This window comes from Pseudomonas sp. PMCC200344 (genome assembly GCF_030053095.1).
Lineage (GTDB): Bacteria > Pseudomonadota > Gammaproteobacteria > Pseudomonadales > Pseudomonadaceae > Aquipseudomonas > Aquipseudomonas svalbardensis.
The window spans coordinates 4,289,871-4,302,572 of the sequence record NZ_CP125618.1; the positions used below are offsets into that span (position 1 = coordinate 4,289,871).

Sequence of the window (12,702 nt, forward strand, 5' to 3'; positions counted from 1 at the left end):
TGGCCGACGCATGGCGCAAGTTTATACGCCCTAAAGTTGGCAATCGACCAAAAAATCTACCCTGTTCACCCGCATGACCAATCGACATCTTCACCTGCAGTTGTAGGGCGATTCTGAAACTTCGATTTGCGGTGACCATAAAGGGCTGTGGTTTCGTACCCTCTGCGCCCGAATTCCATGGCAGAAGCGCGTTCGATGCACAACGACAAGGAAAGTCCCTTCACCCTGACACTTCTCGACGGCGATTTGAGTTTGCAGGTGTTGCAGTTCAGTGGCCGAGAAGCCCTCAACCAGCCCTATCGATTCGACATCGAAGTGATCGGCCTCGCACCGGCCATGAGCCTCGACCGATTGCTGCAACAGCCGGTGTTCCTCTGCCTGATGGAGGGCCAGGGTGTTCACGGCGTCCTTCACAGTGCCAGTCGCGAGCATCGCGGCCCACACCGGATCGGCTACAAACTGGTGCTGGTGCCCTACCTTCAATGGCTCGACCGGCAGCGTTCACGCCGGGTCTTTCATCACCTCAGCGTACCGATGATCCTGCGCCAACTGCTGGAGGAACATGATGTGCCCGAGAGGAGCTATCGCTTCGAATTGTCGAACGGGCACTATCCGCTCCGGTCTTTTTGCATTCAGTACGAGGAGAGTGATCTGGCATTGCTGCAACGGCTGTGCGAAGAAGAAGGCATTCACTATCACTTCGAACATCAGCGCGACGGGCATGTGCTGGTCCTGGCGGATGACAGCCTGAGTTTCCCCCAGGAACCCATCCTTACGCCTTTCCAGGGCAACGCATCCGACGACATTGACGGGCCGGCGATCAGTGAGCTGTTCCAGCGCCATGACTCGCCGCCCTTTCCCTCGCGACTGGAGGCCAGGAACCGTGGCTCGCAAAGCCCCGACGACGGCGCGGCCAACCATGCTTTCAGCAAACCATTGCCCGTGATGGTCCGCCCCGCTCCCGAGCACATCCATCGCGACCAACTAAGCCGTCGACAACTGGAACGTCTGCGTTGCCAGCACCTGCAGATCCACGGTCAAAGCAACCAGAGCGCACTGCGCAGCGCTCGGATTGTGCAGGTGTCGGAGCATCCATTGTCGAATTTCAACGATCAATGGCTGCTCACCGAAACCCGACATCAGGGGCAACAACCTTCGATTCTTGCCACCGACACACCCGTCACTGTCCGCCATTACCGCAATCAGTTCACCGCCATTCCCTGGTCAACGGTATTCAGGCCCGCGCTCAAGCAGACCAGGCCGAGCATTCCGGGTTATCAACCTGCCCAGGTGCTTGGCCCTGCCGGGCAACCGGCTGTGCTGGATGATCGAGGTCGAATACAGGTCAGACTGTGGCCAGCAGTGGAATCAGATCCGCTTGAATCTGCCGGTCTCTGGCTACCGATGGCCTTTGCAGCGCCGGACGGTCGGATTGACCCGTCCAGCCTGCCAAAGGCCGGCAGCGACGTCCTGATCAGTTTTCTCGACAGCGACCCGGACCGGCCGGTGCTGTGCGTCGGCATGGGCCATCACCCGCGCACTCGGCCTGTTCCCGCGCCACGCCGCGATAGCCACTTGCTGCTCGATTGGCTGGTCAATCGCTCGGACCTCACGCCCTGACACTCAGCCCTTGTCGGCCTTGCCTGCCGCCGCCGCGAACCTCGCCAGACGCACATCCAGATGCCGTGGCCGATACCCATGATCCTCGGCGCGCTCCTTGCGGCGAATGGCGTTGCGCACCATCAATGAGCCGAGGTAACGAATCGGTTCCGGCGGAAACAAGCCCAACGGGCCGTTGACCAGAGGCGAACGAGTCCAGGCGTTGTCCAGACCCTGAACCATCGAGGCGAGAATCTGCCCGCCCATGTGACACGGGCCAACCCCGCTGCCGGAATATCCGAAACCATAAAACACGTTGCCACTGGCGCTCATCTGACCGAAGAACGGCAAACCGGTGACGGAGCGATCAGACGGACCGTTCCAGGTCGCCTCGACCTTGACCTGGGCAAACGCCGGAAAGAACTCGCTCAGGCTGTGCTGCAACATACCGGCATAGGGCGATGGCTGATCGAACACCGGCAACATTCGCCCGCCGTAAGCAAAGGTGTTGCCGCCCTTGCCGAGCATGATTCGGCCGTCCGGCGTGTTGTGGTAGTAGTGCACGAAAATCCGCGAATCGAGCACGGTGACGCCGCTGGTCAAACCGATCTCGTTGAGCAGATCGGGCCGCGGCTCGGTGATCAGCATGTCGCTGGAAACAATCGCCACACTGCGCTCGAACTGTGGAAACGCCCGGGCCATCCAGGCGTTCATCGCCAGCACCACGCGATCCGCGCGAACGGTGCCGTTGGGGGTTTGAATCCCCGCAGGCTTGCCCTCCTGCAACCCGGTCATGGCGGTGTGCTCATGAATCCTCACGCCGAGTTGCAAGGCGACCCGGCGCAAGCCGCGCACCAGTTTGCCCGGCTGCACACTGGCCGCCGCCGGGGAAAACCAGCCTTCCAGATGTTTGCTGGAACCGGCCATGCGTTGCACATCGGCCACCGGCCGTTGGGTGAAGGAGTTGATGCCATTGCGCTCCAGCGCCGCGATGACGGCGTCGGTCGAGCCGCATTGGGCGCGGTTGGTGGCGGTGTAGAGCGTGCCGTCGAGGCGGTAATCGGCGTCCACCGCGTACTGCTCGCAAAAGGCGCCGATGGCATGGATGCTGCGCTCCGATTCCTTGACCAGTCGCACGGCTTCTTCGACGCCGAACAGCCGCTCAAGGGTGAAGTACTTGGCCGACCACGACAGTGCACAACCACCGTTGCGACCACTGGCACCGGCGCCGCAGATATCGGCCTCGATCAGCAGCACATCCAGTTCGGGGTTCTGTTCCTTGAGCATGATCGCGGTCCACAGTCCGGTGTAGCCACCGCCGACGATGCAGACGTCGGCGCGGGTATCGCCCGTCAAGGGTTCGCATGGCGCGCAGGACTCGGTCGCCAGCGCCTGTTCGAGCCAGAAAGGTCTCATGGGTCAATCCTTAAGTACGCAGAGGTTTTACGGTGATCGGTTGGTTAGGGACGAAAACGCTTTCGGAACGCAGGCCAGCCGGGCGGCTGTTCCAGTGCGGGATCAGCACCAGGGCCGAAAACAACGCGCAGCCGGCGAAGACGATGAACACGGTGACCGAGTCAAAGTAGCCCGGCAGCAAGCCGCCGAGAATCGCCCCAACCGAGCCGCAACCATTGACGAAACCGGCCGCGGTGGCGCCCGCCTTGGCGGTGCCGAAATCGATCGCGGCCGCGCCGCTGATCATCGAGTCCGGTCCGTACAGGGTCAGGCCCATGACGAACAGCAGCGCCACCACCAGCATCACGCTGCCGGTTTGCAGGGCGCCCATGAACAAGGCCAGGGTGACGGTCAACGCCAACAGGCTGAGCACACACGCCGGCATGCGTCGGGCGCCGAACAGTTTGTCCGAAGCGAGCCCCAGCAGAATCGGCCCGAGTAACCCAGCCAGTTCAAACGCGGTCGGAATGATTGCCGCGCCGACCTTGCCCACCGAGGGCATCTGCTCGAAGACGATCACCGGTCCCCAGAGCAGAATCGCGTAGCGCGCCGGTTTCAGCAGAAAATACGCGAGGCCCAGCACCAGCACGGTGCGGTTGCGCAGAATGTCTTTTAACGGTTCCAGCATGCTGATCTTGCTTTGCGCGTCGGCCTCTTGCGCCGTCAGTTGCGGCTCTGGCTCCACCGCCGGCAAGCCAACATCTTCGGGTTTGTTGCGCTGAAAAATAAAAAACAGCACGGCGACCAGCCCAACTACCGCCGCACTGGAAAAGAACGCCGCATGCCAAGTGCCGATCAGCGTATACGCCCACCAGCCTGCAAACGGCGAAGCCACCAACCCACCAAAGGCGTAACAGGAACTCCACAACCCCAGCACCCGCCCACGCTGCTCGGAGGGAAAGAAACTACCGAGGTTCTTGCACAGCCCGGACCAGCCGGTGGACTGGGCAAACCCTTGAATCAACATGCAGGTAGCGAAGATTGGCAACGTCGCGAAACTGCCCATCACCAAGGCTGCCGCCGCTGAAATCAACAACCCGCCAAACACTACGACCCTTGGGCCAAAGCGGTCGGCCAGGATGCCCCAGGTGAATTGCCCGATGGCGTAAGCCGTGAGGTAGATGGCGTCGAGGTTGGCCATGGCCATTTTGTCGAGCATGAAGGTGGGGTCTTCGGCGATCCCCAGTTTTGCCACGGAAAAAGCTTTGCGGGTGAAGTAGAAAGCGGCGTAAGCGAGCCAGGTGATCGCGAAGATCTGCACGCGCCAACGCTTGATAGTGCCGATGTGCTTGTCCATTGTGGTTCTGACCTCAGGGTGTGAGTGTGCCGGCAGAAATTGAGAAATAACGCCTGTTTTTTTATTGTTGAGCACTTCGATATCGCAGCTTCCCTGAGGCGATATCGGTCAGATGAGTCCTGCTGTTGCACGCACAGGCTCATGGCCGCCAACGCTGTTTGACTGACCAGTCACCGGGGCTGAGGTGGATAAAAACAATTACTGATTAATAAGTGAAATCGATTTATCGTATTTCCAATATAAGCTCAGCTTGTTACTGGAGGTTTCGATGTCGGTTTCCCACGCCCAGCTCAAAGCCTTCCACGCCGTGGCCGTGCACGGAAGCTTTACCAAAGCGGCCGAGCGGCTATTCCTCACGCAACCGGCGATTTCCGACCAAGTGCGCAAGCTCGAAGAGCGTTTCAGTGTGCTGCTGTTCCACCGCAACAAACGTTCGGTACGCCTGACCGATCTGGGCGAGCGGTTGCTGAGCATTACCCAGCGATTGTTCGTTATCGAGGCCGAGGCGCAGGAACTCTTGCATGACTCCAGGGCCTTGCAGACCGGCAGCCTGATTCTCGCGGTGGATGCGCCAGTGCACGTGTTGCCGCAGATTGCTCGCTTTTGTGAGCGCTACCCCGGCATCAGCGTGAAGATCGAAACCGGCAACACCGACGAATCGCTGTTTCGGCTGTTCAACTATCAGGCCGACCTGGCGTTGCTGGGTCGGGAGGTGAGTGACGAACGTCTGATCTCGTTGCCGCTGCGCAACGACCCGATGGTGGCGTTCGTTTCGCGCAATCATCCGTGGGCCGACCGCGAGTCGATTTGCCTAGCGGATCTGGATGACACGCCATTGGTGTTGCGGGAAATCGGTTCGGTAACGCGCCAGACGCTGGAAGAAGAAATGGCTCAGGCAGGCTTTCGCATTCGCCCGGCGATTCAGGTTGAAGGCCGGGAAGCGGCGCGTGAGGCGGTGGTCGTGGGGATTGGTGTTGGCGTTGTTTCAGCTGCCGAATTCGGTGCAGATTCGAGGGTGTGCGCGTTGCCGATTACCGACTGCAAACGACGATTGACCGAGACGCTGGTGTGCTTGCGCGAGCAGAGTTCGCGGCGGGTGGTGGCGACGTTTCTGGAGATGGTTCGCGAGAGTCTTGTGTAAGCCGGTCAGGCCCCATCGTCGGAACGCCGCCCGGACCAAGCTCGCTCCCACAGGGGAATGCGTTCCAATGTGGGAGCGAGCCTGCTCGCGAAGGGCGCACCTCGATTACAAGGCGGGCGCCAAATCGAAAAACGCCTGTATCAAGCGCAAATCCCGCCGCCGCTCCATGCAGCCAATCATGTGTCGGTTAACCAACCCTTCACCAAGAATCGGCACCGCCGCGACCCGCGGGTCATGACTGACTTCCACCGACGACACCACGCCAACCCCCAACTCCGCGGCGACGGCTTCGGTCACCGCCTCGCGACTGTCCAGCTCCAGCAACACCCGTGGACTGACCAACGCCGCCGCGCACGCCTCGTCGAAGGTGCGCCGGGTGATCGAACTCGGCTCGCGCAACACCATGATCACCTGATCCAGCGCCTTGAGCGGTACCCCCTTGGACATCTGCGCCCAGGGATGACCGTCAGGCACCAGCGCACAAATCCGTGATTCGCTTAAGTCTTGCAAATGCAGCCCCTTGCGCGGTTCGACCTCGGTCAGCACCGCCACGTCGGCGTGCTCCGACAACAACGCCGCCAAGGTTTCCTGAGCATTGCCCAGCCGCAGGTTCACGGTAATGCCGGGATACCGCGCGCGCAAACTGGCAAGCATCGGCATGACCATGTGCGGCCCATCCGCCGCAACCTCCAGACGCCCGGTCAGCAACTGCCGGTTGGCCTCGAGCATCACCTGCGCTTCTTCGGCCAGGCCGAACATCGCCCGGGTGATCGCGGCCAGTTTGGTGCCCTCCTCCGTCAGCTCCACCCGTCGTGCGGTGCGCCGCAACAGGGTGATCTGGTAATGCTCCTCCAGCGCCTTGATGTGCCCGGTGACCGCCGGTTGGCTGATGAACAGTCGCGCGGCGGCCCGGGTGAAGCTGCCCTCGCGGGCCACCGCATCGAATGCGCGGAGCTGGAACAGGTTCATGAATAACCCTCACTGATGGCTGGCATAACAACAAACAATTTGATTGATAGCACGGCAAATTGCAATTTAAGCCCCGTAGCTTCATCCCATCGATTGCGAGGACACGAGAATGAGTACTGCCGAACCCATCCTGCTCACCCCCGGCCCACTGACCACATCGGCCCGCACCCGTCAGGCGATGATGCTCGACTGGGGTTCATGGGATGACCGCTTCAATCAACTGACCGCGAGCCTGTGCGAACAACTGCTGGCGATCATCAACGGCGGCGACAGCCACCACTGCGTGCCCCTGCAAGGCAGCGGCACCTTCGCGGTCGAAGCGGCGATCGGCACGCTGGTGCCTCGTGACGGCAAAGTCCTGGTGCTGATCAACGGCGCCTACGGCAAACGCCTGGCGAAAATCTGCGAAGTGCTCGGCCGCTCCTTCAGCACCTTTGAAACCGCCGAAGACGAACCGACCACCGCCGCCGACGTCGACCGCCTGCTGCGCGCCGACGCCAGCATCACCCACGTCGCGCTGATTCACTGCGAAACCAGCACCGGGATCCTCAACCCGCTGCCGGAAATTGCTCACGTCATCGCGCAACACGGCAAACGCCTGATCATCGACGCCATGAGCTCCTTCGGCGCGCTGCCGATTGACGCGCAACAGGTGCCGTTCGACGCGCTGATCGCCGCCTCGGGCAAATGCCTGGAAGGCGTGCCGGGAATGGGCTTTGTCTTCGCTCGCAAAGAAGCGCTGGCCAATGCCGCCGGTAACTCGCACTCGCTGGCGATGGACCTTTTCGATCAGCACACCTATATGGCCAAGACCGGCCAATGGCGCTTCACCCCGCCGACCCACGTGGTCGCCGCGCTGCACGAAGCCCTGCTGCAATACAACGAAGAAGGTGGTTTGCCAGCCCGGCATCAGCGCTATGCCAACAACTGCAAAATGCTGCTCGATGACATGGCCAAATTGGGGCTACGCAGCTTCCTGCCCGCCGAGATTCAGGCGCCGATCATCGTCACCTTTCATGCGCCGAAAGATCCGCGCTACCAGTTCAAGGAATTCTACGAACGCGTCAAGGCCAAGGGTTTCATCCTCTACCCCGGCAAATTGACCCAGGTCGAAACCTTCCGCGTCGGCTGTATCGGCCACGTCAACCAGGACGAGATGCACGCGGCCGTATCGGCGATCGCCGAAGTGCTGCGCGAGATGGAAGTCCTCGACATCTAATTCACGACGACTTGTAGCAGCTGTCGAGCCCTAGCGAGGCTGCGTTCGACTGCGCAGCAGTCGTAAACCATCCACCTCGGTGTTTTTAGATGAACCGAGTCGCCAGAGTTAACGACTGCTGCGCAGCCGAACGCAGCCTCGCTGGGGCTCGACAGCTGCTACAGGGCTCTTCATTCCCCAATACAGGATTTGAGACATGAACTACGCAAACCCAACCAAGCTGCAAGCCGCCATCCTCGACTGGGCCGGCACCGTGGTCGACTTCGGCTCCTTCGCACCGACACAGATTTTTGTCGAAGCTTTCGCCGAGTTCGACGTCCAGGTTTCCATCGAAGAAGCCCGCGGCCCGATGGGCATGGGCAAGTGGGACCACATCCGCACCCTGTGCGATCAACCGCAAGTCGCCGAGCGTTATCGCACGGTGTTCGGCCGTACGCCGACCGACGATGACGTCACCGTCATCTACAAACGCTTCATGCCGCTACAAATCGAGAAAATCGCCGAGCACTCGGCGCTGATTCCGGGCGCATTGGACACCATCGCCAACCTGCGCCAGCAAGGGATCAAGATCGGTTCCTGCTCCGGCTATCCAAAACAGGTCATGGACAAAGTTGTCGAACTGGCCGCCACCAACGGTTACGTTGCCGACCACGTGGTCGCCACCGATGAAGTGCCCAATGGCCGCCCATGGCCGGCCCAGGCGCTGGCCAACGTGATTGCGCTGGGCATCGATGATGTCGCAGCCTGCGTGAAGATCGACGACACCGTGCCGGGCATTCTTGAAGGTCGCCGTGCCGGCATGTGGACCGTGGCGCTGATCTGCTCGGGCAACGCGCTGGGCCTGGACTACGAAGCTTACCGCGCCCTCGGCAGCGACCAACTGGCCAGCGAACGCAAGCGCATCCACGGGATGTTCGAAGGCTCGCGTCCCCACTACATGATCGACACCATCACCGAATTGCCGGAAGTGATCGCCGATATCAACCAGCGCCTGGCCAAGGGCGAGATGCCGCAAACCAACTGATTGCGCCTATCGCTGCATAAAAAAAGCGCCAGCTCCTTAACGGAACGGGCGCTTTTTTGTGGCCAATCACTTGATCCAGAGCATTGAACGCCCAAATAGCCACAGGCAAATCCACCAAAGCGGATTACAGTTAAAGCACACCGTCGAACAAGAACGGTGGCTCGACCTGACCTGTGAGGAACACCGTATGCCCTGGAAGAACTCCGACTCACGCTACAGCACCGTGTCGATCACGCTGCATTGGTTGATGCTGGTCCTGCTGGCGCTGGTTTACGCCTGTATTGAATTTCGCGGGATCTTTCCAAAAGGCAGTGGCGGGCGGACGCTGATCACCGAATCGCACTTTATGCTGGGCTTGACGGTGTTTGTATTGGTTTGGCTGCGGCTGTTCGCGCGCAGCCTGGGCCCGGCACCGCAAATCTTCCCGGCCTCGCCTCACTGGCAGACCGTGTTGGCCAAACTGATGCACTGGGCGCTGTACATTTTCATGATCGCCATGCCGATTCTGGGCTGGCTGGTCACTAGCGCAAAAGGGCACCAAGTGATGTTCTACGGCTTCGACCTGCCGCTGCTGATCGCGGAGGACAAGGCGTTGGCCAAGCAGATCGAGGGCTGGCATGAACTCGGCGGCACCATTGGATACTGGCTGATCGGCCTGCACGCCGTGGCGGGGATTTATCACCACTATGTCGTGGGTGATAACACCTTGCTGCGGATGATGCCCAAGCGCGGGTGAATCCAGCCGCTCACTGGAAACCCCGGCGGCCCTGCAAACCGCCGGTATGGATGAAGTTCAGGCGCGTGCCCTTTTCCAATCTTCCCGCTTCTACTTGCTGCTTGAGCGCCAACAGGGCTTTGCCGGTATACAGCGGTTCAAGGGGAATGCCGCAGGCCTGTTCGGTCTGATCGATGAACTCGAGCAACAGCGGATCGACTTTGGCAAAGCCGCCACGGCTGGCGTCGAACAATTCATAAGCGCGATTGTGTAAACCCGCCTCCCGCACGATCGAATCGACGTGCTGCGCAACCCCATGATCGTCGGGCACCGCCAGCGCGCCATACACCGGATGTTCACCTGCTTCGGCCAGCACCAGACCAGCCAGGGTGGTGCCCGTTCCGCAGGCCAGCCACCAACCTTCGTAGTCACTCCAGCCAAGACCGTTCAGTTGCTCGCTGACCATTGCCCTCAGCGGCATGCAGCCCCTGGCGCCCTGTAAACCACCGCCACCTTCCGGCACCGGATGCAGATCGGGATACTGCGCCTGCCATGGCAACCAGAAACCCGGCTCGTGCCGCGCTCGATAACCGCCATAACCGAGCCAATGCAGCTGCATACCGAACGCCTGCAAGTCTTTTACCGTTGGCGTTTCTTGCGGATGACCACGCAGCAGGCCAACGGTGCGAAAACCGAAACGTTTGCCCGCGGCGGCCAGTGCATGCAGATGATTGGAGTGGGCACCGCCCAGACTGATGATGCCTTTGGCACCAATCAGGTCAGCGGCTTTCAGGTGCTCGATGAGTTTGAACCACTTGTTGCCGCTGATCAGAGGGTCGATCTGGTCGAGGCGCAGGATCCCGACTTCGATGCCGGCTGAGGTGAGCCAGTCGAATTGCAGGGGTTGCAGCGGGGCTTGGGGTAGCCAGTCGTTGGGCGGGAGAAGCATCGATGCCGGCTCTGGGTGAAGAGCCAGCATTCTAGTCGCTCTGAGGACGCCTTCGCGAGCAGGCTCGCTCCCACACTCGATCCATGTCGCACCGAAGATCTACTGTGGGAGCGAGCCTGCTCGCGAAAGCCATTGGCACGCTGAGCCTGCTTATTACAACTCAGCAGCCAACCGGGACCCTTGGTTGATCGCGCGCTTGGCATCCAATTCAGCCGCTACATCCGCGCCGCCAATCAAATGCACGTTCTGCCCGGCCGCCACCAGACCCTCGTGCAATTCACGCAGCGGATCCTGCCCGGCGCAGATCACGATGTTGTCCACCGGCAGCACTTGCGGCTCGCCGGTTTCACCGATGCGGATGTGCAAACCTTCGTCGTCGATCTTCAGGTACTCGACGCTGTTGAGCATCTGCACCTGCTTGTTTTTCAGACCGGTGCGGTGAATCCAGCCCGTGGTTTTACCGAGGCCATCGCCGACCTTGGATTTCTTGCGCTGCAGCAGAAACACTTCACGCGCCGGTGCATGAGGCTCAGCCTTGATGCCGGCGACACCGCCGCGCGCTTCCAGATGCGTATCGATGCCCCACTCCTTCCAGAACGCCTCGCGATTCTGGCTGGTGGCCACGCCCTGGTGAACCAGGAACTCCGAGACATCGAATCCGATACCACCGGCACCAATCACCGCGACTCGTTTGCCCACCGGTTTGCGCTCAAGGATCACGTCCAGGTAGCTCAGCACCTTGGCGTTCTCGACACCCGGAATCGCCGGGGTTCTTGGAGCGATGCCGGTCGCGAGAATGATCTCGTCGTAACCGCCCTCAACCAGTTTCGCCACGTCGACACGGGTGTTCAGGCACACCTCAACGTGTGTGGTCTGCAGTTTACGGTTGAAGTAGCGCAGGGTTTCGAAGAACTCTTCCTTGCCCGGCACACGCTTGGCGATGTTGAACTGACCACCGATTTCACTCGCCGAATCAAACAGCGTCACCTGATGACCACGCTCAGCCGCCACGGTCGCCGCGGACAAACCTGCTGGACCGGCACCGACCACCGCGATTTTCTTGATCTGCTGCACCGGCAGGTAATTGAGTTCGGTTTCGTGACAGGCGCGCGGGTTCACCAGGCAACTGGTCAACTTGCCGCCGAAGGTGTGGTCCAGGCAGGCCTGGTTGCAACCGATGCAGGTGTTGATTTCATCGGCACGACCTTCAGCGGCCTTGTTGACGAAGTCCGGGTCGGCGAGGAACGGCCGCGCCATGGAGACCATGTCGGCATCGCCTTCGGCCAGAATCTGCTCGGCCACTTCCGGGGTGTTGATACGGTTGGTGGTGATCAGCGGAATGTTCACCGAGCCACGCAGCTTGGCCGTGACTTTGCTGAACGCACCGCGCGGCACTTTGGTGGCAATGGTCGGGATCCGCGCTTCGTGCCAGCCGATGCCGGTGTTGATGATGGTCGCGCCGGCCTGCTCGATGGCCTTGGCCAGCGTCACGATTTCTTCCCAGCTGCTACCACCTTCCACCAGATCGAGCATCGACAGGCGGAAGATAATAATGAAATTCGGGCCTACCGCTTCGCGCACCCGGCGGACGATTTCCACCGGCAGGCGCATGCGGTTTTCATAGCTGCCGCCCCAGCGGTCAGTACGGTGGTTGGTATGGGCGGCGAGGAACTGGTTAATGAAATAACCTTCGGAGCCCATGATCTCGACGCCGTCGTACTCGGCCTGTTGCGCCAGGGTCGAACAGGTGACGAAATCGCTGATCTGCTTCTCGATGCCTTCCTCGTCCAGCTCTTTAGGCTTGAACGGGTTGATGGGGGCCTGAATGGCGCTTGGCGCGACCTGTTTCGGGCTGTAGGCATAACGCCCGGCGTGAAGGATCTGCATGCAGATCTTGCCGCCCGCCTCGTGCACTGCGCGGGTGACGATGCGGTGCTTGAGCGCTTCTTCCTCGGTGGTCAGTTTGGCCGCGCCGGAGTACACCCCACCCTCGTCGTTCGGGCCAATACCGCCGGTGACCATCAGGCCAACGCCGCCACGGGCACGTTCGGCGAAGTACGCCGCCATGCGCTCGAAACCGCCGGGCTTTTCCTCAAGACCGGTGTGCATCGAACCCATCAGGGTACGATTGCGCAGCGTGGTAAAACCCAGGTCCAGCGGGGCCAACAGGTGCGGGTAATGAGCGGCGGCCATCGGTAACTCCACATCGAGCGATCACGGAAAAAGTGCAGGAGCTCTTCGGCCCCCGTCAGTCATGTTGGACAGACTAAGAGTCGCGCCGCTGTCACTCAATGACCGTAACTGACAACTTATTGATCCAAATGTGCAGCGCCC

At 60.7% G+C, this 12,702-nt stretch carries 10 protein-coding genes; 5 read left to right on the forward strand and 5 right to left on the reverse strand.

From position 1 onward, the window contains the following. The first annotated feature begins 195 nt into the window (after positions 1 to 195). Complete coding sequence (gene tssI / locus QFW87_RS19685; RefSeq protein ID WP_283188631.1) at positions 196 to 1,620, forward strand: type VI secretion system tip protein TssI/VgrG; 1,425 nt, start codon at positions 196 to 198, stop codon at positions 1,618 to 1,620. Between the two features lie 3 nt (positions 1,621 to 1,623). Here tssI and QFW87_RS19690 read toward each other — a convergent pair whose 3' ends face one another. Together QFW87_RS19690 and QFW87_RS19695 are read right to left on the reverse strand one after the other, a co-directional pair. After that, positions 1,624 to 3,015 carry an FAD-dependent oxidoreductase gene (locus QFW87_RS19690; RefSeq protein WP_283188632.1) on the reverse strand — a complete coding sequence of 464 codons (1,392 nt, stop codon included), beginning with the start codon at positions 3,013 to 3,015 and terminating at the stop codon, positions 1,624 to 1,626. Positions 3,016 to 3,025: 10 nt separating this feature from the next. Further along, positions 3,026 to 4,351 (reverse strand): MFS transporter, encoded by a 1,326-nt coding sequence (locus QFW87_RS19695; protein WP_283180961.1) that lies wholly within the window; start codon positions 4,349 to 4,351, stop codon positions 3,026 to 3,028. 268 nt (positions 4,352 to 4,619) lie between these two features. Here QFW87_RS19695 and QFW87_RS19700 point away from each other — a divergent pair, with 268 nt between their 5' ends. Beyond that, positions 4,620 to 5,492 (forward strand): LysR family transcriptional regulator, encoded by an 873-nt coding sequence (locus QFW87_RS19700; protein ID WP_283180962.1) that lies wholly within the window; start codon positions 4,620 to 4,622, stop codon positions 5,490 to 5,492. 105 nt (positions 5,493 to 5,597) lie between these two features. Here the strand turns inward: QFW87_RS19700 and QFW87_RS19705 are convergent, their stop codons facing one another. Beyond that, the gene (locus QFW87_RS19705) at positions 5,598 to 6,461 is read right to left on the reverse strand and encodes a LysR substrate-binding domain-containing protein (RefSeq protein WP_283188633.1); all 864 of its coding nucleotides are present in this window, start codon (positions 6,459 to 6,461) and stop codon (positions 5,598 to 5,600) included. Between the two features lie 109 nt (positions 6,462 to 6,570). Between QFW87_RS19705 and QFW87_RS19710 the strand changes: the two genes are divergently transcribed. The 3 genes from QFW87_RS19710 (at position 6,571) to QFW87_RS19720 (ending at position 9,440) form a co-directional block, all read left to right on the forward strand. Beyond that, a complete protein-coding gene (locus tag QFW87_RS19710) occupies positions 6,571 to 7,680 on the forward strand; it encodes a 2-aminoethylphosphonate--pyruvate transaminase (protein WP_283180964.1) in 1,110 nt (369 codons plus the stop codon). A 196-nt stretch (positions 7,681 to 7,876) separates the two neighbouring features. After that, entirely contained in the window at positions 7,877 to 8,704 is an 828-nt protein-coding gene (gene phnX / locus QFW87_RS19715; RefSeq protein WP_283180965.1) for a phosphonoacetaldehyde hydrolase, read from the forward strand. Positions 8,705 to 8,891: 187 nt separating this feature from the next. Further along, positions 8,892 to 9,440 (forward strand): cytochrome b, encoded by a 549-nt coding sequence (locus QFW87_RS19720; protein ID WP_283188634.1) that lies wholly within the window; start codon positions 8,892 to 8,894, stop codon positions 9,438 to 9,440. A 10-nt stretch (positions 9,441 to 9,450) separates the two neighbouring features. On the opposite strand, the gene QFW87_RS19725 is transcribed toward QFW87_RS19720, so the two are convergent. Together QFW87_RS19725 and QFW87_RS19730 are read right to left on the reverse strand one after the other, a co-directional pair. Next, positions 9,451 to 10,368, reverse strand: a complete 918-nt coding sequence (locus QFW87_RS19725) for a pyridoxal-phosphate dependent enzyme (protein ID WP_283188635.1) — start codon at positions 10,366 to 10,368, stop codon at positions 9,451 to 9,453. Between the two features lie 153 nt (positions 10,369 to 10,521). Continuing rightward, the gene (locus QFW87_RS19730) at positions 10,522 to 12,561 is read right to left on the reverse strand and encodes an NADPH-dependent 2,4-dienoyl-CoA reductase (RefSeq protein WP_283180968.1); all 2,040 of its coding nucleotides are present in this window, start codon (positions 12,559 to 12,561) and stop codon (positions 10,522 to 10,524) included. Positions 12,562 to 12,702: the final 141 nt, after the last annotated feature.